Origin of the sequence: Exiguobacterium sp. s7 (genome assembly GCF_018618195.1) — a bacterium.
In the GTDB taxonomy this organism is placed as follows: domain Bacteria; phylum Bacillota; class Bacilli; order Exiguobacteriales; family Exiguobacteriaceae; genus Exiguobacterium; species Exiguobacterium mexicanum_A.
Map to the genome: position 1 here is coordinate 152,370 of NZ_JACSLO010000005.1, position 25,208 is coordinate 177,577.

Annotated in this window: 18 protein-coding genes; 6 read left to right on the plus strand and 12 right to left on the minus strand. The window is 53.6% G+C overall.

Annotated features, from left to right (window positions below; translation table 11 throughout):
• Positions 1 to 21: 21 nt before the first annotated feature.
• The 4 genes from KNP79_RS08520 to KNP79_RS08535 are packed head-to-tail and all read left to right on the plus strand — an operon-like array spanning position 22 to position 3,988.
• Entirely contained in the window at positions 22 to 774 is a 753-nt protein-coding gene (locus KNP79_RS08520; RefSeq protein WP_034776593.1) for a carotenoid biosynthesis protein, read from the plus strand.
• Positions 740 to 1,435, plus strand: a complete 696-nt coding sequence (locus KNP79_RS08525) for a lysophospholipid acyltransferase family protein (protein ID WP_214752399.1) — start codon at positions 740 to 742, stop codon at positions 1,433 to 1,435. The genes KNP79_RS08520 and KNP79_RS08525 overlap by 35 nt, the downstream gene beginning before the upstream one ends.
• Positions 1,436 to 1,461: 26 nt before the next feature.
• Positions 1,462 to 2,502: a glycosyltransferase family 2 protein gene (locus KNP79_RS08530; RefSeq protein ID WP_251132923.1), complete on the plus strand. Its 1,041-nt coding sequence runs from the start codon at positions 1,462 to 1,464 to the stop codon at positions 2,500 to 2,502.
• Positions 2,503 to 2,521: 19 nt separating this feature from the next.
• The gene (locus tag KNP79_RS08535; protein WP_034776586.1) at positions 2,522 to 3,988 is read left to right on the plus strand and encodes a phytoene desaturase family protein; all 1,467 of its coding nucleotides are present in this window, start codon (positions 2,522 to 2,524) and stop codon (positions 3,986 to 3,988) included.
• Between the two features lie 430 nt (positions 3,989 to 4,418).
• Here the strand turns inward: KNP79_RS08535 and KNP79_RS08540 are convergent, their stop codons facing one another.
• From KNP79_RS08540 to addB, 9 genes are all read right to left on the minus strand, one after another.
• Entirely contained in the window at positions 4,419 to 5,258 is an 840-nt protein-coding gene (locus KNP79_RS08540) for a phytoene/squalene synthase family protein (protein ID WP_034776584.1), read from the minus strand.
• Positions 5,227 to 6,705: a phytoene desaturase family protein gene (locus tag KNP79_RS08545; RefSeq protein ID WP_214752397.1), complete on the minus strand. Its 1,479-nt coding sequence runs from the start codon at positions 6,703 to 6,705 to the stop codon at positions 5,227 to 5,229. The genes KNP79_RS08540 and KNP79_RS08545 overlap by 32 nt, the downstream gene beginning before the upstream one ends.
• Positions 6,702 to 8,228 (minus strand): phytoene desaturase family protein, encoded by a 1,527-nt coding sequence (locus tag KNP79_RS08550; protein ID WP_215192032.1) that lies wholly within the window; start codon positions 8,226 to 8,228, stop codon positions 6,702 to 6,704. The genes KNP79_RS08545 and KNP79_RS08550 overlap by 4 nt, the downstream gene beginning before the upstream one ends.
• A gap of 73 nt (positions 8,229 to 8,301) precedes the next feature.
• Positions 8,302 to 9,303 (minus strand): class I SAM-dependent methyltransferase, encoded by a 1,002-nt coding sequence (locus tag KNP79_RS08555; protein WP_034776575.1) that lies wholly within the window; start codon positions 9,301 to 9,303, stop codon positions 8,302 to 8,304.
• Between the two features lie 101 nt (positions 9,304 to 9,404).
• On the minus strand, positions 9,405 to 9,785 hold the full coding sequence (locus KNP79_RS08560; protein ID WP_214791786.1) for a YisL family protein: 381 nt from the start codon (positions 9,783 to 9,785) through the stop codon (positions 9,405 to 9,407).
• 145 nt (positions 9,786 to 9,930) lie between these two features.
• Positions 9,931 to 12,489 (minus strand): ATP-binding protein, encoded by a 2,559-nt coding sequence (locus tag KNP79_RS08565; RefSeq protein WP_215192004.1) that lies wholly within the window; start codon positions 12,487 to 12,489, stop codon positions 9,931 to 9,933.
• Positions 12,486 to 12,848 carry a response regulator gene (locus KNP79_RS08570; protein WP_021066686.1) on the minus strand — a complete coding sequence of 121 codons (363 nt, stop codon included), beginning with the start codon at positions 12,846 to 12,848 and terminating at the stop codon, positions 12,486 to 12,488. The genes KNP79_RS08565 and KNP79_RS08570 overlap by 4 nt, the downstream gene beginning before the upstream one ends.
• Before the next feature lie 115 nt (positions 12,849 to 12,963).
• Complete coding sequence (gene addA / locus KNP79_RS08575; protein ID WP_215192006.1) at positions 12,964 to 16,566, minus strand: helicase-exonuclease AddAB subunit AddA; 3,603 nt, start codon at positions 16,564 to 16,566, stop codon at positions 12,964 to 12,966.
• Entirely contained in the window at positions 16,550 to 19,990 is a 3,441-nt protein-coding gene (gene addB / locus KNP79_RS08580; protein WP_214797181.1) for a helicase-exonuclease AddAB subunit AddB, read from the minus strand. The genes addA and addB overlap by 17 nt, the downstream gene beginning before the upstream one ends.
• Before the next feature lie 158 nt (positions 19,991 to 20,148).
• On the opposite strand from addB, the gene KNP79_RS08585 reads away from it, so the two are divergent.
• Both KNP79_RS08585 and KNP79_RS08590 read left to right on the plus strand, forming a co-directional pair.
• Positions 20,149 to 20,529 carry a truncated hemoglobin gene (locus KNP79_RS08585; protein WP_138859867.1) on the plus strand — a complete coding sequence of 127 codons (381 nt, stop codon included), beginning with the start codon at positions 20,149 to 20,151 and terminating at the stop codon, positions 20,527 to 20,529.
• A gap of 55 nt (positions 20,530 to 20,584) precedes the next feature.
• The gene (locus KNP79_RS08590; RefSeq protein WP_034776562.1) at positions 20,585 to 20,941 is read left to right on the plus strand and encodes a hypothetical protein; all 357 of its coding nucleotides are present in this window, start codon (positions 20,585 to 20,587) and stop codon (positions 20,939 to 20,941) included.
• 24 nt (positions 20,942 to 20,965) lie between these two features.
• On the opposite strand, the gene KNP79_RS08595 is transcribed toward KNP79_RS08590, so the two are convergent.
• From KNP79_RS08595 to KNP79_RS08605, 3 genes are all read right to left on the minus strand, one after another.
• Entirely contained in the window at positions 20,966 to 21,382 is a 417-nt protein-coding gene (locus tag KNP79_RS08595) for a hypothetical protein (RefSeq protein ID WP_034776560.1), read from the minus strand.
• 135 nt (positions 21,383 to 21,517) lie between these two features.
• The gene (locus tag KNP79_RS08600; RefSeq protein WP_215192008.1) at positions 21,518 to 24,586 is read right to left on the minus strand and encodes an efflux RND transporter permease subunit; all 3,069 of its coding nucleotides are present in this window, start codon (positions 24,584 to 24,586) and stop codon (positions 21,518 to 21,520) included.
• A 108-nt stretch (positions 24,587 to 24,694) separates the two neighbouring features.
• On the minus strand, positions 24,695 to 25,144 hold the full coding sequence (locus KNP79_RS08605; RefSeq protein WP_034776556.1) for a competence protein ComK: 450 nt from the start codon (positions 25,142 to 25,144) through the stop codon (positions 24,695 to 24,697).
• Positions 25,145 to 25,208 lie beyond the last annotated feature (64 nt).

Here is a 25,208-nt window from a genome sequence, read left to right on the forward strand (position 1 = left end):
AATGAGAATAGAGGTGATGAAATGAAAGTGTATCCATGGATTTGGAAATGGTTTTTGGTTTGGTATGTCGTCGGGGTCGTCCTCGTCGGCTTTGATTTGTTGCCGAGTTGGCTCGAATGGGCGAACCCGGTCTTCTTATGGCTCGCCGGTCTCATCGGCGGTTGGGTGATTGCGGACGGCGTCCGCCACGCCCGCCTGATCGTCCCGTTCATCTTCTTCGGTTCAATCGCTGTCGAGACGCTCGGTGTCAAAACCGGGTTCCCGTTCAGTGAGTACATCTACGCGGAGGCGTTTGGTCCGACCGTGTTCGGTGTACCGGTCACGATCGGGGCGGCTTGGCTCGCCGTCATCGGCTCGAGTTTTGCCGTCGCCCGCTTGTTCTCGTTCAAGAACCGGACGCTCTGGCTCGTCCCGTTCCTCGCCGTTTGGCTCGATATGGCGATTGACCCGGTCGCAGCGAACGTGAAAGGCTACTGGGAATGGGCCAATGACGGTCTGTATTATGATATCCCGACGCAGAATTTCGTCGGTTGGTTCGGACTGTCACTCATTTTCTCTTGGTTGCTCGACCGGTTTGAAGTCGAAGCCGAGCCGATGTTACTCGGACACGGACGTTATTTGTTCGTCATGCTGCACGCCCTGTTCGGTGTCACGGCCGTCAACGCCGGTCTTTACGGCATCGGCGTACTCAGCGTTGTCACAGCCGCAGGCCTCATCTTGATAGAACGGAGGAGCCGACATGATCGAAGCGAGCAAAAAGAAATGGTTCAATAATCTGTTCTCGACGTTCGTCAAAGAACGTCAAATCCGTCCGTTTTTCCATACGATCCACGTCCGGGCCGATGACGTGCCGACACCAGGATTGTTTTTGAGCACACATAGCTCGTGGTGGGACGGGATGATTTTGCTCATGTTGAATGAATACTATTTGCGTCATGACGTTCACGTCTTGATGGATGAGGACGGGTTGCGCCGCTTCCCGTTCTTCCGTCACTTGGGCGCGTTCTCCATCAAAAAAGGCAAACTGTCGGATGTGCGCGCCTCGCTCGACTACGCCAATCGGCTCTTACTTGCAGGCAAGTCCGTCTGGGTGTTCCCACAAGGACGCGAGTATCCACAAGAGCATCGTCCGCTCGAGATTGGATCAGGTGTGACGATGCTGCTCCACCAGCCGGAAGTCCGGCTATGTGCCATCTATTATACGTTCGCGTCGCACGCCGCTCCGCTCGTCTATGTGCGCTTCCGCAACCATACGGTCGTCTCTAAGACGCGACGTGACCAAAAACAAGAGCTCGCCGAAGCACTCGAACGCCTATATGACGATACGCGCGACGACGTAATCAAGCAGTCCGACCGCTATATCGCCTTGTTCCCGCCGAAGCGCAGTTTGGCAGATTGGACGGAGCACTTGCTCCAAATCGGAAGAGGCCGCTGATGGTGATTTTGTCGCTCACATTTTTGATGCTACTGTTCACGTTGGTCAACTTGCTATTCCTCCGTCCGCTCACCGCACCCATCCCAGCTCCTCCGACCGCGGTGTGCATCCCACTGCGGAACGAGGAACGGAACGTGCCAAAACTGATCACGAGTTTGAAGGCCGCCTTGACGGATGAAAGCCACGTCTATTTATACGAGGACCGGTCCGAGGATGCTACATACGAGGCACTCGTCCGGGAAATCGCGGACGATGCCCGCTTCACCATTTTCCGTGGTGTGCCGCTCCCGGAAGGTTGGGCCGGCAAAGTCCACGCGTGTCACCAGCTGGCGACCCGGACGACCGAACCGTACGTGTTGTTCCTCGATGCCGACGTGACGATCGACCCGACGTTCATCGGGCGACTGCACGGCACACTCGCCCGTGAAGGGGCGGTCTTCTTGTCAGGTTTTCCTCGTTTCCCGACACCAACGTGGCTCGGGAAACTGTTGATTCCGATGCAACACGTCTTGATCGCCCAACATTTGCCGTTGTTTTGGCGAAAGGTGCGTCATCCCGCCTTCGCCGCCGCCAACGGAATGAACGTGCTCGTCGAACGGAAAAGTTATGACGACGTCGGTGGACACGCCTCGATCCACAATTCATTGATCGATGATATCGATCTGTGCCGTGAGTTCAAGCGACGCAAAAAAGTCACGTCGCTCGTCAACGTCTCGCCTTACATCACATGTGACATGTATGCGACGAACGAAGAAGTGTGGAACGGGTTTTCAAAGAACGTATTCAAGGGAATGAATGAAGCAGTGGGCATCGCCCTTTATTTCTTCTTATACTACGGCACCCAGCTGTCTGCTTTCATCGCACTCCTCGTCCGCATGGACTGGATCTCGTTCTTGGCGTGCGTGTTCGTCTTGCTCGCTCGACTGGCGATCGACGTCAAATCGGGAGGACGCCACTTTTGGCTCCATCCGTTCAGCCTCATCGCCTACTTGTTGCTCCTCGCGAGCGCGGTCGTGCGCAAATGGCGACGAAAGCCGATTTCATGGAAAGGCCGGACGTATCAATAATCTCGCTAGGAGGCACAACATGAAACATATCGCTATTATCGGGGCCGGGCTCGGCGGCTTGAGCGCCGCCGTCACCTTGGCCGCCCGCGGTTACGACGTGACCGTCATTGAAAAGAATGAACATGTCGGCGGAAAACTCATGCCGATCATCACCGATGGACACCGGTTCGACTTCGGGCCGAATACGATTACGATGCCGGACGTGTTCCGCTCCGTCATTCGCAACAGCGGGGCCAACCCGGATGACTATTTTGAGCTCGTCAAACTTGAGTCGCACACGGTCAATCATTTCTCTGACGGTTCGACGTTCACGTTTCATTCAGACCGCGAGAAAATGGAAGCCGAGGTACGCCGTCTGACCGGCGATAAGGCCGACAAGAATCAATTGACCGACTACTTAGACGAGGCGGAGAAGTTGTTTGAAATCGCCAATAACCGGTTCTTCACACGGATGGATTCAAAAATCGATACCGGCCTTTGGGCTGACATGATGAAAGTACATCCGCTCAAGAGCCTTCATGCGCTCCATAAGAAGTATTTTAAAGACCCGCGCATCATCCAGGCGCTCGACCGCTATGCGACGTATATCGGCAGCAGTCCGTACGTCACACCCGGCACGTTCGCGCTCATCTCGCACCTGGAGCTGAATGATGGCGTCTATTTCGCCAAAGGTGGGAACTGGACGATTGCGAAAGGCTTCGCCAAACGGGCGAGCGAGCTTGGCGTCGAGTTCCGGCTCGGTCATGAAGTCACAAAAATTGAAGTGACGAACGGAAAAGCGCACGCGGTCGTCATCGACCATGAAGAAGTCATGTCTTGTGACGCCGTCTTATTGAACGGAGAACTGCTCACGCAGTATCCGCGACTCGTCGATGCTTCTGACCGTCCGTCGTTCCCGGTACCGACGCGTGACACGATTGAACCATCGGTGTCCGCTTTCGTCATCATGGTCGGCTTGAACAAGCGGTTGAACTTGGCGCATCATAACGTCTACTTCTCAGACGACTACGAAGCGGAATTCCGGGCGCTGTTCGACGAGGAACGGTATGCGGACGAACCGACGATTTACATCTCGAACTCGGCCCATACGGACCCTTCGATGGGAGAAGCTGGCGACAACTTGTTCATCCTCGTCAATGCGCCGGCCCATATGACCGACATCGATGCCGAGACGTATGAACATTTGATTCGCCGACGCCTCCGGAAATTCGGCGTTGAATGGGAAGATCGCGATGTCGTCTTCCATCGCCGTGTCACCCCGCTCGACTTGACGCGTGATTTTTACGCATATTACGGGGCACTCTATGGGACATCGGCCAACTCGAAAAAAGGAGCGTTTTTCCGACCTTCCGCTCGCTCGGAAGATGTGTCCAACATTTGGTTCGCGGGCGGCTCGACCCATCCTGGCGGCGGCAGCCCGATGGTGACGCTTTCAGGACAATTTGCGGCCCGGTCGATGTTAGAGGACATACCTCTGACAATTTGAACATTTTGTGAACAGAAGATTCGACACTTGTCGACACGGGATAGACGTGATAACATCATATTCGAGTTCAAGCAGTTTTGTAACGTTTGTTACACCTGTAGCGATCGAATGGCTTCCCCGAGCCTATCGCGTTTTGAACTTGTCACACCCGAGAAAAAAGTGATGAGCGAGTTTCCCCACTCGTATCCCGCGGCTGGAACAGCATGCATTATGATGTTCCCCCTTAGTCCATCAAGCATCCTGCTTCAGCGAAGATGCCCCATCGTTTCATTCCCCATGAGACGAGGCACATCTTTAGGGTACATCACGTCCGATTCGTTCGTTTCCCCGATGAACGAATCACACAACGCTTACACCACTTTTGGTCCCCCGCCAAAAGTGGTTTTTTTGTGCACAAAAAAGGCAGCCGTTTTGCGACGGCTGCCTGATTTTATAACTTGGCCAACAGTTTCCCTTTTTGAATCGTCGAGACAAACGCCCGTTTCGTGAAGACGTCGTGCCCATTCTGCCGGGCCGCGTCCAAGATGCCTTCATAGAGCAATCCCGCCGCGCTGACCGGCTTTCGGCTCGTCGCAGGATATAAGTGATGGGTCTCTCGGGCCCGGACGTATAGGTGTTCGGCCCGGCGCGCCATCGTCTCCCAGACGTCGATGAACGCCGGGGTCACTTGGCGCGCGAACAAATCGGCTTCCGCGACACCGAACTCGGCGAGCAACGATTGTGGGACATAAATCCGATCTCGGTCGAGGTCTTCCCCGACGTCACGCAAAATATTCGTCAACTGCATCGCGATGCCTAAGTCGATCGCACCTTGTTTCAACTGGTGCCGTCCCGTCGCATCCACGTCCGGCGCGAGGATCGGCAACAGCATCAAACCGACGGTGCTGGCCGCATAGTAACTATATTGCTCCGTCTCCTCGAGCGTCGCGTAGCGCGTTTTATGTAAGTCCCACTTCATGCCTTCAGCCAATTCAAAGAACGGTTCGACGTCCATGTCGTACCGTCCCCAAACGTCACGCAACGCCACCCAGAGCGCATCGGTCAGATGTTCACCGGCCAAGAAACGATCGAACTCGGCCAAAAAGTCCGTCAAGCTCTCTTCAGGACGGTCGGATTCATCGACCGCGTCATCGAGCGTCCGACAAAACGCATAGACCGCGGCCACGGCCTGACGGTCTGGTTTGGAGAGCAAAGAAAAGGCCCGATAAAACGTGAGCGAGCCTTTTTTCATTACGTCTTCACAGTGACGATACGCTTCTTGTGTCGTCATGGTACAATGCCCCCATTTCTTCTTCCATTCTCTTCACTAACAGCTGCGAGCCGATCATGACGATCGGGACGCCTCCGCACGGATGCACCGATGCTCCGACGGCGTAAAGTCGGTCGATGTGCGCGTACGGGCGAGCCTGTGGTTTGAACGCGGCCGATTGGGCCAATTTCGGGGCGATGCCGAAGCTCCCGCCTTCAAATAACCCAAATCGTTCCGCATCCATCGGCGTCCGAACTTTCATCTCAATGACACGATCCCTGAAGTCGGGGACCATCTGTTCAATCCGACCAATCAAATGCTCGATCGCACCGCTCGTTTCAAAGTCCTCACGCTCCAATTTACGTGGGACCGGCACGAGGACATAGAGAACGCTCGTCCCGTCCGGTGCCAGCGTGTCGTCCATCAAAGACGGATTGAACGTATACATCGCCGGATACTTGCTTAGTTTACCATCTTCGAAGATGGTCCGCATCGACCCGGCAAAATCATTCGGCAAGTCGAATTGGTGGATCGGTAAATCGATGTCCCCGGTCACGGTGAAGTAAAGCAGGAGCGTCCCGCTCGACGGTTCGTATGATTTCGGCTTAACGCCATCAATCAACCGTTCCATGAGGGGGAAATCACCGTTGACGACGACCGCATCATACGGATGAACGACACCATCCACGATGACCGCGTTCGCTCGGCTTTGTTCCACCTGCACCCGTTCGACGTTCGCGTTCAACTCGAACTTGACGCCGCGTCGTCTCAACTCTTGTTCTACTTTCGTCGCAAGTGAGAAATATCCTCCCTTGACGTACCAGATTCCTTCTTCTTGTTCGCGGTACGGGATCAAACCATAGAGGGATGGGGTATCATATGGGTTCCCACCAATATAGAGCGTTTGGAGGCTGTAGGCGACGCGCAGACGCTCGTCTTTAAAGAAGCGTTTCATGTTCTCGTGTGCCGTCTCATACGCCTTCAAGCGCATGAGGAGCATCAATAGTTTCGGTTCGAACAAATCGGTCTTGCCTTTATAGCCCCGGTCTAAGAATGCATCGAACCCGAGGCGGTACTCTTCTCGTTTTTGAGTCATATACTTTCTAAAGCCGTCGCCCTCGTTGAACAGACGGTCAATTTCGGCCGCCTGACGTTCGATGTCACGGTATTTGTAGAACGTCGTGCCATCCTCGTAACGGAGGCGATAAAGCGGGTCGACCTCGATCAACTCGAGCTCTCGCTCCGGGAAACCGGCCTCGAGGAGCTGACTTTTCAATTTTCCGGGCAATAAGACGATGGTCGGCCCTTCATCGACGCGGGCACCGTTCTCGAACTCGACATAATTGAGCCGGCCGCCGACACGAGCTTCTTTTTCATAGACGGTCACGTCTAGCGACGGATATTTGTGGGTCAGGAGCAAGGCCGCGTAAAGCGACCCAATGCCGGCACCGACGAAACTGATGTTCATTGGCCGACACCTGCCCGGTCACGCAATAGGTTGGCGGTGATGCGCGCCGATTCAAAAATCGTCGGCAGTCCGCTGCCTGGATGTGTCCCACCGCCGACGAGCCAGACGTGGTCGAGCTCCTCGAACTGGTTATGGGGACGGAAATACATCATCTGTGACAAGTTATGTCCTAAGTTGAACGTCGCCCCTTCATAGACACCGAACGCTTCCCAATCGTTTGGCGTGAGCGGCTGCATCACCTCGATATGGTTCCGGATATCACGATACGGCGAACGAGTCTCGAGTGCATCGAGGACGCGCTCGGTCATCGTCGTCTCGAGCGTCTCCCACGGTAAATTCGACAGGTTGTTCGGCACCGGGACGAGCACATAAAGCGAGGATTTCCCTGACGGTGCGAGTGTCGGGTCAATGTTTGACGCATTCTGCACGTAGAAGGAGAAATCTTCGCTCAGCTTCAAGTCTTGCGTCATCTCTTTCACATTACGCTCGTAGTCGTCGGCGAAATGAATCGAGTGATGGGCGACGTCGTCATAGACACGATCGAGTCCAAGATAAAGCATGAACGTCGAACACGAGTAGCGTTTCTTCTTCAGCTGTTTTGGACTCCAACGTGTGAGTGCGTCGCTTGGGACGAGTGTCGTCATCGCATGGGCGAAGTCCGCACCGACAATCACTTCGTCAAAGGCATAGTGGACATTGTTCGCTACGAGTCCGTTGACGCGTTTCCCGTCGAGCAAGAGCCGGTCGACACCTTCTTCGAGACGAATCTCCCCACCCTCTTCTTCGATGACACGGGCCATCGCTGTGCAGAGTTGATTCACGCCGCCAATCGGATGATGGACGCCGTAAGCATGTTCCATATACGACAAGATTGAGAAGCCACCCGGGCAATCCCACGCCGACATGCCGAGGTATTTCGCTTGGAACGTGAACGCGTACTTCAGCTCTTCGCTCGTGAAATACTCTGATAAGACGTCGTATAACGACTTGCCGATCGATAAGAACGGGAGCGCCTTCAAGACGCGCGTCGCCACGTAATCGGTCAGTTTGTCATGTGCCGTCTGGAGCACCGGCATCAGTTTCGACAGCTTGATGGCTTGTTCGGCCATGAAGCGTTCGTACCCTTCCCCGTTGCCTGGGAACTGCTCTTCAATCGCCTGATGCATTTGATCGCGATCGGTCGTCATCGATAGGACCCGATTTCCTTTATCAAAATAAAGATCATACATCGGCTCGAGTCGTTTCATCTCGACATAGTCGTGTAAATCTCGACCTGTCTCTTCGAAGATCTCTTCTAAAATGTATGGCATATTTAAAAAAGTCGGGCCACGATCGAACGCGAATTCTCCGACTTGCAGACGCGACGTCCGTCCACCGACGAACGCCTGCTTCTCAAACACTGTTACTTTCACACCACGACTTGCGAGCAGCATAGCGGCCGCAAGTCCTCCTGGTCCGGCACCGATTACGGCGACTCTTTTTTCCGACACGTTGAACAACTCCCTATGTGAAAAGTCTCTTATGCTTCTATCCCATTATAGAAATGACTGGAGACAAGTTCAAATCTGAATCGGCTCGTCGTGTGTCCGCGATGTGTCAATTGTCGCGTTTCGCGATGACAATGTACCATGACCCTTCTGGGATGAACGGGATGAAACGGACGTTGTCAAAGCCGACCTTGTGCATTTGACGACGTAACTCACGAATCGTTGGGAGCGGATAGAGGTTATCATGCAACGTCATGAACGCATTGAACGCTGAGGCAAATCGAGCACCGAGCGGCGTCTCGGCGAGCGGAGTGACGAGTACCGCGACACCAGCTTCGTCTAAGTTTTCAAGCATCCGTCCGAGCAGTTCGATTCGTTGTTCCGGAGAGAAATAATACAACATATTATTCATCATGACGGCATCAAATCGTTCGTCGTGATCCCACTCCATAAAATCGGCTACTTCATAGCGAATCTCACCGGACTCATCTTGTTCCCGCGCCTCTGCGATCACGTCTTCCTCGAGATCGATGCCGGTCAACTGCCAATCGGGTTCGAGTCCGTGCAGTTTGCGTAAGTAACCCCCGTGGCCGCACCCGATATCGAGCATCGTCTTGACGTCGGCTTGCCGCAACAGCTGCTGCACGACCGGGAACGCGACCGTCTCGACGAGCGTCGACGTCTGTGCGACGACCTGGCCATGTGTCGCCCCATCGAACGTTTTCTGTTTGCCCGACTCTAAAAAGTCAGGATATGCGATGAGTGCCGGAATATGAAGTTCCATCATCTCTTGGAGCATAAAGCCGATGCTGCGCTCATCTTCGTGCGACAACTGATATTTCAAACTACGGGTCGGGAAATAGCGCCAACCTTTCTTCTTCAAATGGCGCACGGCGACCCCGACGTCGAGCCAACGCTCGAGCGCGAGTTTCGTCAACGGTTGCTTCAAGCGAAGCGTCATCTCCGCAAAGCTCGCCCCGCCTTGGAGCGCATCGAACAACCCATATTTATAGCCGATATATCCGTGCCAGAGCGGCAGGAACGATTCGGTTTGTTTCATCCATCTGCGTGCGTGCAAGACGCGTGACCATTCATTCATCTGTTGTTCCATCGTTTCACCTCATCATCGTTATCACTGATTTTTTTATTTTCCCCTAATAATTTACGGACAAACAAAAAATCCCACTCCGATGTGCGAAGTGGGAACCAAACTTAAATGAAGTTGCTGAAGAACGACTGTCCATACGGCAACGCATAGCCGATGAAGATTGTCACAAGCGCGAGAATCGCAAAACCGCCGAACATCGTGCCCGCAGGTTTGTTCTTCTTCACACGGATGAGCGTCATCTCACCAAAGATGAGTGTCAAGAGTCCGACCGTGATTTTCACGTGATAGAACATGCCGCCACCGTTCAATTGTAAATACAAATAAAGTCCTGTGCCGAACGCGACGAGCAACATGAGTCGAAACACCATGTGGGCAATCTTCCCGCTCTTGTTCGCGTTCTTATAGCCGACGTAGGCGACAGCGAACAAGACGAGTAATAAAATCCAGCTCGTGACGTGCGTGTGTAGGAATGCAGTCAATGGCATTCAAAGTCCCCCTTTCCATTATGTACAATCTCTATTGTACACGAGTCGATCGCTTTACGGTCAAGCAGGACACTGAAAAATCTGATCGCCTATCAAAAAGAGGCCTGATCGAGGAATGATCAGGCGCCTTGTCGTATTTCATTTATTAAGCTGTCGTTGACTCTTGTTCGCGAACCGCGTATTCGAAGCTCGGAATCACGACCGTGAACGTCGACCCTTGATGTTGGACCGACTCGACATGAATCTGTCCGGCGTGACCGCGCACGATCTCTTGACAAATCGGAAGACCGAGTCCGGTTCCGCCGATTTCTCGGCTATCGGAATTGTCGACCCGATAGAACTTGTCGAAGAGACGGTCGAGCGCGTCGCTCGGAATACCGATACCTTGGTCCTTCACTTTAATCGACACCGATTGATCGTGGTGGGCCAATTCGACGGTGATCTTTCCGCCGCGTGGTGAATACTTCACGGCGTTCGAGAGCAAGTTGCTCATCAACTGCTTGAACTTTTGACAGTCGGCGAACAGTTCATACGGTCGGTCATCGGCCGTGATGAGTTCAAACGTATGCTTCAGCGAAGAAGCCTCATAGAACGTCATCATGTCGCGGATGACCGGCTCGATATCGAGCTGTTCGCGGTCGTACATCTGACTGCCGGCTTCCATCCGTTGCACGTCGAGGAAATCGTTGACGAGATGCGTCAGGCGCTCCGTCTCGGCGTGAATCGTCTGCAAGTACTTCGCCTGCTTCTCGTTCGGCAACTGCTTCTTGACCATGAGTTCGGTGAACCCGTAGATCGACGAGAGCGGTGTCCGCAACTCGTGGGAGATCGTCGAGATGAATTCGCTCTTCAAGCGTTCCGCCTCGGTCTCGCTCGTGATGTCACGGAAGACGAGCAACGTCCCTTTCGACAACCCGCCGACGACGATGCGTTCCGCATACATCTGCAAGTTCATCTCGCCTTTACGGATCGAGAAGCTGACGCTGTCATGCGGGAAGTCATCGGTGAAGAGGCGATCGGTATACTTCAAGAAATCATCTTCTTGGTCGACTGTCGTCGAAATCGTCTCTCGCCATTCGTTCCACGACAGTTCCGCGAGTTCTCTCGACGTGATCTCATCGAGTTCAGGGAACATTTCATAAAGCGGTCGGTTGACGAAGACATCATCGGTCGAATGCTCGACATAGATGACCGCCTCGCGAATCGAATCGAGGATCCGTTCCGTCTTCCCTTTCTCACGGGTCATCTCTTCAAACAGACGCATCCGGAGAAGCGAGAGCGACAACTGACGAGCGAACGACATGATGTCACCCATCTGTGTCTGCGTAAAGCGATCTTTATAGCGGACGAGATAGATGAACGCGATGATCGAGTCATCTGTCGGGTCATGGACCGGTACAGCCGTCTCATACATATAGTATGGGTACGGGAGCGGGTGGTCGCTTGCGACTTGTTTCGACGAATGGACTGTCGTCCGAAGCGTCATCGCCCGCGTCAAGACTGAGTTCTCGCTGTCGAGCAACTGACGCGTGAGCGTCTCATTCAAGCCGTGGCTTGTGATTGAGAACGAGCCTGTCGCATCGACAAATACGAGGGCGCCGACTTCTGAGTCGGTGATGGCGACCAGTTTCTCGATAATCTCTGGGTAAGCCGTCAACGAATCGCGGGCCGCGAGCGTCTCGGTCAATTCGTTACGATAAGCCAAGTGTTGCTCGTTCTGTTGCGTCTGCTCCAAGATTTCTTCAAGTTCTTGCTGTTGCGCTTGAAGTTCTTCTTGTTGCGCAATCAACTCTTCTTGTTGCGCCTGTAATTCGTGGTTTTTCTCAATCAAGTGACGTTCATTGTCACGAAGCGTCTCGGCCATCTTATGGAACGACCGTGACATCGTCCCAATCTCATCTTCGCGTCCCATCTGATCGCTCAAATCGACGATCTCGCCCTTGAGCAGACGGTCAGATGCGACCGAGAGACGTGAAATCAAACGCGTTTGACGGCGCAAGAATGGTTGGATGAACAACAAGATCAATGCCGCGAACGACAAGATGCTCGCGATCCACAAGAATTGATGAATATCACTGTTTAACTTCCAAGCGTCATATACTTTCTGCTTCTCGCTATTCATCAATGATTTATAATCGTCTAACGCCGTCTCGATCTGTTGGATTGGGCCGAGCGTGTCGATGCCGCGTTCTGGACTGTACGGGACGACGCCCTGCTCAATCAAGCGCTGGGCGGTCGGTAAGCCTAATACGGTCTCCGGGTCAATCGTATCTTCGGTAATCTCACCTTCGGCGCGCAATTGTCCGTATTCTGTTGTCACCGGAAGGATGACGCCAAAATAGAAGTCGTGGAATTCTTGCAAGTCGTCTGCGAAAATCTCACCTTGCTTCGTTTGGACGACGCTCTTGAACCAGTTGATTTCTTGCTGGAACTCGTTCTCTTTCGACTGAGCCCGTTCAAGCGAATCGGTGTCTCCGAACAAGAGATAACCGCGCGAATCATACTGGACGCCTTGCCACTCATCCCAAAGCGTGTTCAACCGGTCAATCCGTTCATCAACGTCTTCAAGCCGTTGTTCGTTTTCAGCAACTCGCTCTTGCATGTACGTGTACATGATCATCGATCCGACCAGCGCGAGCGCGAGGAAGGAATAGAGAACGACCATGAGGTCGCGACCGAGTTTTTGTTTAAACCATCTGTTCAATTCACGATTCCTCCTATAATCTTCACCAACTCAAGTGGACTGAACGGCTTAGATATAAAGTAGTCGACGCCAATCTCGTTCGCGCAATCACGATCAGATTGTTGGCTCTTCGCCGTGAGCATCATCACTTTTGTATGTTGACGTCCCGGTAGTTTCCGAACTTTCTCGATGACCTCAAGACCGGTCATGCCTGGCATCATATGGTCGACAATCACGAGGTCATACTCGTTCTGTTCGATTAGCCGGTAGGCTTCAAGGCCGTCTGGCGCTTCATCAATGTCATATCCTTCATCTTCTAATGTATCTAAAACAAGCATCCGTAATACTTCTTCATCTTCTGCTAGTAAAATTTTTACCATGACGATTCCTCCATTTTTTATCCCATTCCATTATTTTACCGGATTCAGTTCGTAATCACAAAAAATAAGGGTGTACGGTGTATAACCGTACCCCTTTTTCTTCACAACGTCTACATTATAATACAACAATTTCCTGTAATTCGAGCGAATAAATGAGCATCTGTCCGACCGTGATCCCCCAAATCGTCTCGATGGCCTCGCGATAGAGCGATAATTGGACATGATAGCGGTCGCGCAACATTTGTTTCGCCGCGTCACGGGATTCGCTCGAAAAGAGCACAGAATCCGATTTATAGTCGAGAAGCACGTATGTCTCGCCGTCATGGAACAGACAATCGATAATCCCTTGAATCAGCACATGTTCGTCAGTGAACGTCCCGCTCGGATTGACCCGTTCGGCCGGAACCGTGTACGTAAACGGCAACTCGCGCCAGCCTGTCCCGGTTTGAAGCGCTGCCGTTAACGCGCGCCCCGTGTCTGAAGCAAAGAACGCCTCGATTTCAGGGATGGCAAGCCTTGCCGTCTCGGCCTCGACCGGGCTGAGCATGCCATCAGCTTCCCAGCGATCGATTTGTAAGGCGAGTGGTTCCGACGGGTCAATCAATTGAAAGACAAGGTGTAACGTCGTACCCCGCTCGGCTCCCGTCTGTTTCGATTGTTTCCACTTCGGCTCTCGGTACGGGGTGTCACTCGCCCGGTACGTCTCTTCAAACGCCGCCTGCTCGAGTTGGAGCGCGCGTTTCAGCTCCGTGACCGTTTGCTTGGCAGCCGTCTCGGTCGCGGCTTGGGCCGGATATTCATAAGTGAACGCCCGGCGGACAAAATCTGTAACGATCGCCTCGTCTTTGACCGGAAAGTCGATCGCTTCGAACTGTTTGACGTGATGGAGCTGCGCCATCATCTCTTGGAGCGTGGCGACTTCCGCCAAGTCCTCTTCGCCGATGATACGGTACGTCCACGGGGTCGCTTCCGATTGGGGTGCGACGATCGGCAACCCTTGCTCTTCTAAAAATGGGGCCGCCCCTTCGAGTTTTAAGAGCGCCGGAGCGACCCAATCGAGATACGTCTTCGCCTCACGACGCGCATCGGCCGATAAAGTCGTCCCGGTTTGCTCGACGTGCAACCATTGCCCGATCTGTTTTCCAGGCTCTTTGACCGTCCCGACCAAAATCAGTTTTTCTTTCGCGCGCGTGAGCGCGACATACAAGACGCGCATCTCTTCGGCTTTCATCGTCGCATCGAGATCGCGGCGAATCATCTCTTTGACGAACGTCTCCGTTTTCGTGCGCGTGACGACGTCAATCGCGTCGAGGGAGATTCCGTAACGTTTATGGAAGATGACGCGCTGCATTTGATCGCGCTTGTTGAACTGCTTCCCTAGCTGAGCGACGATTGTGACCGGAAACTCGAGTCCTTTCGACTTATGGACAGTCATGATCCGGACGACGTTTTCTTCTTCACCGAGTGAGCGCGCCTCGGACAAGTCCTCACCGTTATCCTGAAGCCGATCCATCACACGGAGGAAACGATACAAGCCGCGGTAACCACTCCGCTCATACGACAACGCCCGGTCATAGAGCGCCTTCAAGTTTTCTTGGCGCCCTTTCCCGCCCGGCAGTCCGCCGGCAAAATCATAAAATCCTGTGTCGTTGAACACTTGTTGAATCAATTCTGACAAGCTGTGGTTGCGAGCGAACGTGCGCCACGCTGATAACGCGTCAAGAACATCGCCACACTTCAGACCGAGATCGTCCTCATCATCTGCTTTCGCTTTGAGTGCCTCAAAAAACGACTCTTCCGACTCAAGGCGGATTTTCGCCAACTCTTGGTCGCTGAACCCGAACATCGGCGAGCGAAGCGCCCCGGCAAGCGGGATGTCTTGGAGCGGGTTGTCGATCAGTTTCAACACCGCGAGCATCATCCGAATCTCCGTCGCTTGGAAGTATCCCCCGTCCGAATCGGTGTAGGCCGGAATGTTGTATTGTGTCAAAATATCCATCAACTGTTCGACCCGCTCTTTCTTTGAACGGACCAAGATGACGATGTCACGATATTCACACGACCGGAGCAAACCTGTCGCTTCATCGGTCACTTTGAACGGTTCCTCGCCCGAGACGAGCTCTAAAATCCGGGTCGCGATGGCCCGGCCTTCGAGTTCTTGTTTCGACAAGTCGCGGCTCTCCCCGTTGACGAGAATGAGTTCAGGACTCGCCTCGAGCGCCTCATAGTCACGCCCCGGGACGAGACGTGCCGCCTCATCGTATTCGATTTCGCTCACTTCCTCGTCCATCAACCGGACGAACAAGTCGTTAATGCCGTGGAGTACTTCGGCTCGGCTTCTGAAGTTTTGGGACAAGTCGATCCGTTGTCCCGACCCATGCTGTTTGAAGCGCGTCGCCTTCTCGATGAACAAGCGTGGTTCGGCATGGCGGAACCGGTAAATCGACTGCTTGATATCGCCGACCATGAACAGATTTCCGACATGCTCGACTTCATTGCTGACAAGCCCGATGATCGTCTCTTGAATCTCGTTCGTGTCCTGATACTCATCGATCAATACTTCGGCGAAACGTTGCTTGTAAAGCGAAGCGACCGAAGATGGTCCTCCCTCGTCTCGTAAAATGGCGAGCGCATAATGCTCGAGGTCGCTGAAGTCGACAAAAGCACGGTCCCGCTTCGCCTGTTCATAGGCGGCACCGAACGTCCGAACGGTCTTAACGAGCGTCTCGACGAGCGGACGTTGTGTCATCAACACGTCCAAATAATCGGCCCCACTCGTGCTCGCTTGGGCGATGGCTTCACTTAACTTCTTTTTCGCCTGATCGTACGCCGGCTTCAATACCGTGTGATAGACGTGATGTTCTTCTTTCTTTTGAACGGATTTCATCGTCCCGAACTTGACGGCGCGGGAAGCCGTCTCGAGCTCGCTCCACTTGAACGAGTCCGGATCGAGATTCGCAAATGGTAAAATCGCCTGTTGCACGTTCTCAGATTGCGCCTCATAACCGGCGAGGCGAAGTTCGATGGCGACGCGACGGAGCTGACGCAATGCTTTTTCGATGTCTACCCAAAGCAGGCGCCCGAATTCAATCAACAGTTGTTCCTCGTCAGGATCCCCATCGAACTGATACAACGACACAAGTTCGTCCAAGTACGCTTCCGGGTCTGGTAGCGTCCGTGCATAGTGATAGAGGCCGAGAATCAATTCCTCGATCTCACTGTCGCCCCGGTCCGACGTATAAGCGTCAATCAAAGCGAAGAAAGCTTGGTCTTGTTGACCGTACGCCTCCTCGAGCACATCTTCGAGCACATCGTCCTGCAAAAGCACCAAGTCCCGTTCCTCGGCGATTTTGAACGCCGGGTCGAGGTCGAGCAAATAATAATTCTCCCGAATCACTTCGAGACAGAACGAGTGAATCGTCGTGATGAGTGCCCGGTTGAGCATTTGGCGCTGTTTTCGAATATATGCGTTCTCGGGATCATCACGGAGTGCCCCGTCGAGTGCTTTGGCGATTCGACGTTTCATCTCGGCCGCCGCCGCATTCGTGAATGTGACCACGAGCATGCGGTCCGCCGTCAATTCGTCCGTCTCATCCAAGAGACGGCTCGCGAGCCGTTCCACGAGGACGGCCGTCTTGCCGGAACCGGCTGCCGCCGAGACGAGCACGTGCGATCCTCTGGCATCGATGGCCGCTTGTTGGTCATTCGTCCACTTCATCGACGTCACCTCCTAATCTTGACAAGACGTCATCTTTTTCTAATTTCTTCAATTGCCGTGGCTCATTAGACAGCGCCTCATCAAAGTGACAGACACTTTGGAACGGGCACGTCTGGCAGGGCCGTCGTTCTTTATATTCATATGGCTCGACTCCGATTTCACCGTCATACATCGCCTCGGCGCTCGCCTCCGCCAAATTAAGGGCATGGTCCATCAATTGCTCGAGCTGCGGCGGGGAGACGACTTTTTTCGTCGTATTCGCATCGATCGTCCCGTCTTTCTTGTACTTGACCGGGATGACGATTGATTTTTTCTGATCGAGTTTCGCCGTCCGGTCCATCGCCTCTAAAATGGCCGGATCGTCGACGAGCAACCCTTGCATCTGATACGACTCGAGCACCTTCCGCTCGGTGTCCGTGTCCGTCTCGCCCGGTGCGACGAGCGGCCGGTGGACGTGGAAATAAAGCGCCGCTGCTGGGGCGACATTCTCTTGCGTCCACGCGTTCGCCTGCTCGATCAGCACTTTCAAGTAGATGAGCATCTGCATGGCGAGCCCGTAATAGATTTCGGCGAAGTCGATTTCTCGTTTGCTCGACTTATAGTCGACAATCCGGACGTAAAGCTGATCATGGACCGAGGCCGTGTCGACGCGGTCGATGCGACCGACAAGTTCACACGTCGCCCCGTTACTGAGCGTGAACGACACGGGCGGGAAATTGCCGCTACCGAAGGCGAGTTCGAAAGCGACGGGGTCGAATCCGTCCCGTTTCGATTGCTCGATCAATACTTCCGCCGTCTTGCTGACGACATCGGTCAATTTCTTCTTCAAATAGCCATACCGGTTCGAACTCATCAAAATCGCATTTTGAATTTCCGGCGTGACGAGTTCGACGGCCGCCTCGGCGAGTGACGAACACTCGTCGCGGCTCACATCCCGCCATTCTTTCCCGTCCATTTTCACGGTCTGGGACATATGCTCAATCGTGCGATGGTACAAGTTTCCGATATCCGGCGCTTCTAACCGATACAGGCGACGTTCTTTTAAACGGAGCCCATAGCTCGCAAAGTGACGGAACGGACAAGCCTGGAACGTCTCGAGCCGCGAGACGCTCGCTCGAATCGAGTTTGTATAAAGTGACTTGGCGACATCTTCCGGCAACGGTTGTGGCACGTTTTGATAGAAGAGTGCACTCGTCAATAAGCGAATCCGTTCGCGGCCTTCCGGATGTTTCAACAGTTCGTTGTACACCGTGAACCACGTATCTTGAATCGGATAATGCCGGCTGAGTCGTTGCAGTTCGAGCGCTGTCACCGCTGCCGTCTGATTCACGTTCGTGATAAAAGACAGCTGGTCGCTCGGGCGATGTTCCCCGGCTTCCGCGAAATGGGTCGTCACGACTTTCCCGCCACTGAGGCGGGCTTTCAGGTCAGCGATAAAACTCGCCGGTTGAATCGCCTTGCCAGCCCGGTCGACGAGGGCATAGCTGACGAACACACGATGGCTCGGTGCCGTGAGCGCCTTGTATAAATAGTACGTCTCGTCATCAAATAAATGCTCGGTCGCTTTCCCGGCCCGAACGCCGTTGTCATGCATGAAATCAAGGTCCTGGTCGGTCAACAGTTTCGACTGGGTCGCTACGAGCGGGATTTGATCTTCGTTTGCCCCGAGTAAGAAGACGACCTTTTTATCAATCAAGCGGCCCCGGACGTAATCAGTGACCGTCAATTGGTCCAGAGATGGCGGGACGAGCGCGTAACGCAAACTGTCGAGCCCGGTATCCATCATCTGCAGGAACAGTTCGGTCGAGAGCGTCTCATCTGGCGCCGCCGCTTCCAACTGTTCGAGCAAGTGCAACACGGCATCCCACACTTGGGTATGTTCTCTCGCTTCGAGCAATCTCGATTCCTCGAGCGCCTCCTCGCGCCAATAGGCGAGACAAGACGCCACATCAATCCGTTCTAAAAAGGCATAGATGGCGTGCGTGTAAGCTTGCATCGTCTTCGCCGCTTTTAAATCGGCCAACAGCGGGTCGAACGTGTCAACGACGGTTTGGCGGTAACGATTGAGTGCCGTCTCCAAGTCCAGTTCTTCCCCGGTCAGCCGTGCCTCTTCTTCGGCTCGGCGTCGCAAATACCAATCCTCGTGCCAGTGATAATGTTTGATCCCGCGCTCGATGACGAACGCCTCGAGCCGGTCGACCGACGTGCGTCGATGCTCCGCATCGAGCAAAATCAGTTCGGTTTTGAGCGCCCGAAACACCGGTTCTTCCCGGTAGCCGCGAATCGCGACCTCAATCGTCGCCTTCAATAATTCGACGACGGGATGATCGAGCATCGGTTGACGCTCATCGAGGAAGAACGGCAACCGCATTTTTTGGAGCGCTTGTGTCGCCAAGTCGCCGTACTCCTCAAGCGAGCGTGACACGAAAGCGATATCGCGATAGCGGAATCCTTCCTCGCGGACGAGCCGAACGACCTCACGGACGGCCGCCTCGACTTCTACCGACCGGTCGACGGCCGCGCTCAACACCACATTCGAATCAGGACGCGTGTATGGGGCTGCCGTCACTTGCCCGAACGTCGCCTCGAGATAGGCCAGGCTCGGATGTTGGAAGCGCGGAGATCCTGTATGAGGGTGGTCGTTTGACGAGAGACCGCGCTCAGCCAACAGCTCTTTGAAACGCATGAGTGTCCGTTGCGTCGGTCCGAACGACGGATGAGGCCGATAGAGCGAATCCGGGTCAATCGTCAACAGCACGTCGAGCGGCGCCTTCTCCGCTAAAGCGACGAGCACGGCTAGCTCCTGTTCCGAAAATTCATTGAACCCATCGACATAAAACTGCGTCCCGGTCAAATCGATGTCCGGCAACAGTTGTAGCAACACGTTGAAATAGTCTTCCGCGTGGAGCGATTTCCCTTCCGTCATCGTCAAGAAACCCTCGTAAAGAATCGACAAATCTTGGAGTTTGAGTGACCGATGTTGGTCTTGCTCGCTTAAGCGGAGCAACTGCTCGGGATCGACGAGGCCGCGCTTGAGGAGCGTGATCAACTGGTTCAGTTCCTCGTAAAAGCCGAACTGGTTCATCGTCCGGCGGAACAACGTCAATCGTTCCTCGTTCATCTCGACGACGCGGCGCAACAGCAAGTGCGTCCCTGTCTGATCTAAAAACTGTTCGGTCGCGACGCCCCGGTCGCGCATCATCAAAAAGGCGAGTCGACGCATTGATAAGACTTGAATCCGGGTCGACCCGTTCAAGCCGTCCGTCATCGCCATCTTCCGTTCCATCTCAAACGACATTTGGTCTGGGACGAGCATATAGATGGTCGGTCCGCTCGGGTCACGCTTCAGCTCTTCGATGACATGTTTCGTCATCCATTCGCTTTTTCCGCTCCCGGAACGCCCGACATGAAAAGTGACCGTCATTTAGGCGAACACCCCTTCCCTTTTTTCTTTATTATGACCCATTCGACCTCGTTTGTAGAGGGAAATCCTTCAACAGCCCAGGAAGAAAATAGACCAGCCCGCTTCAGTCCCCTTTTCCGCAAAAATCGATTAGACTGAACGTATGAGGGGGAAAGAAGATGAGTGCATATGAACAATTTGGAGGCGAACGTGGCGTTCAGCAACTCGTGGACGCTTTTTACGACCTCGTCTACGCCGATCCGATCTTATTGCCGTTGTTCCCGGACGACAAAGACCGGGTCAAAGCGCATCAGTTTGAGTTTTTAACACAACTGCTCGGGGGACCGAAACTGTATACGGAACGTCGCGGTGGCGGCAACTTGGCGATGATCCATCGCGACCACCCGATCTCGGAAACGCACGCCGGCCACTGGCTCGGCTGCATGGAGCAAGCGCTCAAAACAGTCGATGCCCCCGAATCGGTCAAGCAACAACTGTTCCATCGTTTGATCATGTCATCCTCGAACGTCGTCCGCGTCTGCTCCCACCATTTTGAGTAGTCAGCCTTTCGAAAAGCGGGTATGATAAGAAAGTAAGTAAAGGAGGTCGTTTTTCATGACAGAAGAAGAAAAAAAAGAGGCCGTTTCCTCTGAAGAAGAAACGGAAGAAGTTGAACCGACGGCAGTCCTCGCCGACGCCCTCGCAGAGGATGAAGAGGAAGAAGACCAACCCGAAGAAAAGAACATGGACCATATTAAAGGCGTGTTCAACTATCCACATGAGAATGGACGAGAGTACCGCGTCGTCTTCTATAACGATCGCAAAAACCTCGTGTTCCGTGAACTCGGGAACGGGAAAGTCGAATTCGTCGGCCGTTTCACAGACGAGTCGTATGACCAAGAGAACGAAGCAGAGATGCGTGAACTCGGCGAGCAACAGCTCGAACGGATTCTCGCGGATCGCCTCAAATAAAAAAATCGCCCGCGGGCGATTTTTTTATTTGTGCTTGTTTTTGTTTTGTTTTTTCTTACGAAGCGCGTAAATCGCACCCGCAAGTCCTCCGGCGACAGCAATCCCGGCCATGACCGGTACGAGCACTTTTTTCGTCGGAATCATCTCTTTCACCCGTTCATACGGTGTCGGCACCGACAGCTCGAGTTGAACCGCCGACTCGCCGTGACCGTGCGCACGCGCCTGACGAGCCGCATCGGTAATGACGACACGTCCCGTCGTATAACGACGAACACCGTGTTCATCGGTGTACGGGCGACGGACACGTTTGACGCCACGCACGGTGCGCCCACGAGCCGCATCGGGTCGGACTATCCGTTCACTCGTCCACGAGCGACCCCCTGTCGCGCTATAAGCAGGGCGCATCTTGCGCCGATTGATCCATGTGTACGAATCATTCATGTCTATTCCCTCCAATATACTGAAGTACCTTTTCTTATTATACCCATACAACATCTGGGGGAAACATGAGTTGTCGTGAACGTTCGTTCACAAAACAGAGGATGGCCCGGTTCGGACCACCCTCTGTTTGCCACATTACTCCGTGAACGGCTTATCTCGATGGCGACGTTTCGCCAAAATCAAGTAGTAAGCTGGAACGAGCACGAGCGTCAATACGGTCGAGAAGAGAATTCCTGACACGATTCCGATAGCAAGCGGTCGGAACAGTGGGTCTTCTCCAAGTGCGACCGGCAAGAGTGCCACGACAGCGGTCAACGCCGTCAACAGAATCGGACGAATCCGGGCGCGTCCCGCCTCATAGACGGCGGTCGTGACGGCCATGCCGTCGCGAATTCCTTGCTCGATGAACTCGAACAAGACGACTGCGTTCCGAACGACGATCCCGGCTAGTGAGACGATCCCCATCGAGGCCATGAAACTAAATGGTGTCTGGGTGACGAACAGTCCGACCACAGCACCGGCAATCGCCAAGTAAATCGTGAACAAGACGAGGAGCGGAAGTGACAGTGAATTGAACTGGAACGCGATGATCAAGAAGATCAAGAACAAGACGACGACGAACAACGTAGCAAGTTCAAGGAAGAACTCGTTTTGTGTGTCGCTCGCGCCGGATTGGTCGAACGCGATTCCTTCATCGGTCAATGACGCCTCGGCGTCAGCAAGCACGCGGTCGACGTCTTGTTTGAACGCCTCTTCGTCCATGCCTTCGCTCGCATAAATTTGGAGCGTCACGATCCGTTCCCCGTTCTCACGCGGAATCTGTTGAATCTGTTCTGTCGTCGTCTCAGTGACGAACGTACTGAGCGGTGCGACCGGAGGACCTGCCTCCGTCTGAACTGGGACGAGGATATCGTCTAAGGCGAGCGCCTCACGGTTCGCTTCCGCATCGACGACGATTTTCACATCGCGTTGTTCGACTCCGTCATCAAACGTGCCGATCGGGATGCCGTCCGTGACGAGGCGAATCTGGTCACTGATTGATTTCGCGGTCACACCAGCGGCCGCCATCGCGTCACGATCAAGTTCATACGTGAGCGTCTGGAACGGCTCTTTAATGTTGTCGAGCACGAGTGCACCGTCGATGGCTTCAAGGTCCGCTTTCACGGTATCCCGGGCCGTGACGAGTTGCTCGATCGTTTCACCGCGCATCGTAAACTCGACTGGTGCCGAAGTCGGCGGCCCTTGTTGCTGCGTATCCAAGAAGATTTCAGCATCCGGGTTGTTTTCCCGGATTTGTGTCGTATATTCGTCGATCAATTGAATCGCATCAATCGTCTCGTTGTCGACACGAACGACGATTTGACCCGTGTTTTCACCGGTCTGATCGAGCCCTTCCGTGAAGAGGCTCGGTAGGCCGCCACCCGCAAAGACAGATGTCTCGACGACACCATCAATACTTTGGAACTCTTCCTCAATCGCTCGAAGTCTCTGTTCCGTCTCCTCAAGGTCGGTTTGGACCGGCAAGGTGACACTCGTCACGACTTCTGGCCGGTTCGCAGCCGGGAAGAATTCGAACGGCGTCAACAAGATCAAGCCGTACAATGCGGTCGTGATGACGAAACCGACGAGACCGAACGTCCATGGACGTTTCGCGACTTTGGGTAATAACGTATCTGCATAGAAATTACTGAGCCGGTTCAGTGGCCCACCTAACCAACCCGGCTCGCGTTTCGATACTTTTACTTGCTTCCGATTCAACCAGTACTGGGCGATCGGCACGAGCGTCAAACTGATGAGCATCGAAGCGAGCACCGACAAGGCCAAGACGGTCGGCAAGGCACGGATAAAGTTCCCGTTCGCTCCCGAGAGGAGTGTCAATGGCAAGAAGGCGAAGACGACGGCGAGCGTCGATGTGACGATCGAGCCCCACACTTCTTTCGTCCCGCGTACGGCACCGCCCATCGCCGTGTCTCCTTTTCGGTAACGGCGCAGGATGTTGTCATTGACGACGATGGCGTCATCGACGAGAATCCCGAGCGCAATGATAGCCCCGATGATTGAGATTTGGTTCAAGTCGACTCCGGTGAAACGAAGTGGAATCAACGCGAGCAAGAACGACAATGGAATCGCTAAGCTGACAATCAGCGAGCCTGAGAACGTGAGCCCAATCGTCGTGACGACGATGACCGCAATCATGGCAATGATGAATTCACGAGTGAGGGATGAGAAAATATCATCGACCGCTTTGGCCTGCTCGTAATATGGAACAAGTTCAACACCATTCACGTTCCCGACTTCATCCGCAACGACTTCGTCGACGCGTTCTTGAAGAGTCGGAATATCTTGACCCGATTCAATCGTGACCGTCAAGGAAACGGCAGGTTGTCCGTCGAGTGAAACGAGGTCCGTGACCGCTTTCTCCGTCTCTTCGACCGTGCCGACGTCTTCAAGGAGGACAGGCGTCCCATCCACTGAGCCGACGACGACTTGGCCCATGTCATTGACGTTCGTCAAACTATCGATTGCCAATTGGTAAATCCCATCTTCAGTCGACTGGCGACCGAGCGGGGTCGTCTTATATTCTTCATTGATTGCCGTCAAGACGTCCGGAAAAGCAAGTTGACGCTCCCCGAGTTCCGCCGAGTCGAGCGAGACGACGAATTCCGTTTCCGGTAGTCCTTTGATCGTCACACCGGTAACTCCGTCTGTCCGCAACAGACGTTCCTCCAACCGCTCGATATCTTCACGCACTGTCTGGAGTGTCTGGCGATCATCTGCCGTCAACAAGTAAGAAGCGACCGGCAACTGCCCGATCGAGTCATTGACGGTCGGAGCCAGCGCATTTTCTGGCAAGCGAGGCGCAGCGTCTGAGATCGCTTGGCGTACATTCGACTGTAGCTCACTTCGATCGAAGCCGTCTTCATACTCGACGGTGATATTCGAGAACTCGGATGCGGATAATGATGACACATTCTCGATACCATCGAGTCCTCTCAATTCAGTCTCCAAAATATTCGTAACGTTCCGCTCGACCGTCTCTGCGGTCGCGCCCGGATATGGCGTTTGAATCAAGATGATATTGACACTCGTCTCTGGAATTTCACGCTTCGGAAGTTGGAAGAACGTGAGCACTCCGACGACGACTGCGACGAGCAAAAACACGATGACCAGTTTTCCTCGTTCAATCATTTTTTGAAAAAACATGTTGACCCCTCACTTTCAGATAATGTGCAAATACACATATGAACTATTCTTCTTTATCATAGAGGGGTTCACCATTCATTTCAATCTTTAAACACAGTTGAATGTGCTTCAGTGAAAGCGTTTTTGAAACGAATACGATAACTCGATGGACCGTTGCTTTTGCTTATAGACGGTATGATTTGAGACCGGGACCTCGACCGATTCACCCGAATGAAAGATAATCCGACTTCCTTTACCACTCTTCTTAGCATCGAGGACTTGAGAAAAATTGATCCAGGCACAGTCCGGACTCTCTTTTGCAATCGTCGGGAAAAAGATCGCATCTGCATGCCAATCCATGATGACAGGTGTCTTCCGGTGCGGGCCGAGTACGTTACGGGCCGCCTCGATCCGTCCTTGAATGCTTGAACCGTAATACAGACAGGCCGATTCGAGTAAATACAGGGGCGATCCCTTCATTCGCGATACACCGTCGGATTGATAGACGAGCGTCTCCGCCTCCCCATACTCATTGAAAACTGGAATCAAAGCTCTTGTTTCATTCGTCAACTGAGTCATCTGATTTGCCTCCATCATGGATATAGTGACTTACATGTCATTCATACCAAGAAATGAAGACTTA

Excerpts from the sequence above, each read along its gene's own strand:
- KNP79_RS08520 (WP_034776593.1), top strand. The coding sequence starts at position 22 with ATGAAAGTGTATCCATGGATTTGGAAATGGTTTTTGGTTTGGTATGTC.
- KNP79_RS08525 (WP_214752399.1), top strand. The coding sequence starts at position 740 with ATGATCGAAGCGAGCAAAAAGAAATGGTTCAATAATCTGTTCTCGACG.
- KNP79_RS08530 (WP_251132923.1), top strand. The coding sequence starts at position 1,462 with ATGCTACTGTTCACGTTGGTCAACTTGCTATTCCTCCGTCCGCTCACC.
- KNP79_RS08535 (WP_034776586.1), top strand. The coding sequence starts at position 2,522 with ATGAAACATATCGCTATTATCGGGGCCGGGCTCGGCGGCTTGAGCGCC.
- KNP79_RS08540 (WP_034776584.1), bottom strand. The coding sequence starts at position 5,258 with ATGACGACACAAGAAGCGTATCGTCACTGTGAAGACGTAATGAAAAAA.
- KNP79_RS08545 (WP_214752397.1), bottom strand. The coding sequence starts at position 6,705 with ATGAACATCAGTTTCGTCGGTGCCGGCATTGGGTCGCTTTACGCGGCC.
- KNP79_RS08555 (WP_034776575.1), bottom strand. The coding sequence starts at position 9,303 with ATGGAACAACAGATGAATGAATGGTCACGCGTCTTGCACGCACGCAGA.
- KNP79_RS08560 (WP_214791786.1), bottom strand. The coding sequence starts at position 9,785 with ATGCCATTGACTGCATTCCTACACACGCACGTCACGAGCTGGATTTTA.
- KNP79_RS08570 (WP_021066686.1), bottom strand. The coding sequence starts at position 12,848 with ATGGTAAAAATTTTACTAGCAGAAGATGAAGAAGTATTACGGATGCTT.
- addA (WP_215192006.1), bottom strand. The coding sequence starts at position 16,566 with ATGAAGTGGACGAATGACCAACAAGCGGCCATCGATGCCAGAGGATCG.
- addB (WP_214797181.1), bottom strand. The coding sequence starts at position 19,990 with ATGACGGTCACTTTTCATGTCGGGCGTTCCGGGAGCGGAAAAAGCGAA.
- KNP79_RS08585 (WP_138859867.1), top strand. The coding sequence starts at position 20,149 with ATGAGTGCATATGAACAATTTGGAGGCGAACGTGGCGTTCAGCAACTC.
- KNP79_RS08590 (WP_034776562.1), top strand. The coding sequence starts at position 20,585 with ATGACAGAAGAAGAAAAAAAAGAGGCCGTTTCCTCTGAAGAAGAAACG.
- KNP79_RS08595 (WP_034776560.1), bottom strand. The coding sequence starts at position 21,382 with ATGAATGATTCGTACACATGGATCAATCGGCGCAAGATGCGCCCTGCT.
- KNP79_RS08600 (WP_215192008.1), bottom strand. The coding sequence starts at position 24,586 with ATGTTTTTTCAAAAAATGATTGAACGAGGAAAACTGGTCATCGTGTTT.
- KNP79_RS08605 (WP_034776556.1), bottom strand. The coding sequence starts at position 25,144 with ATGACTCAGTTGACGAATGAAACAAGAGCTTTGATTCCAGTTTTCAAT.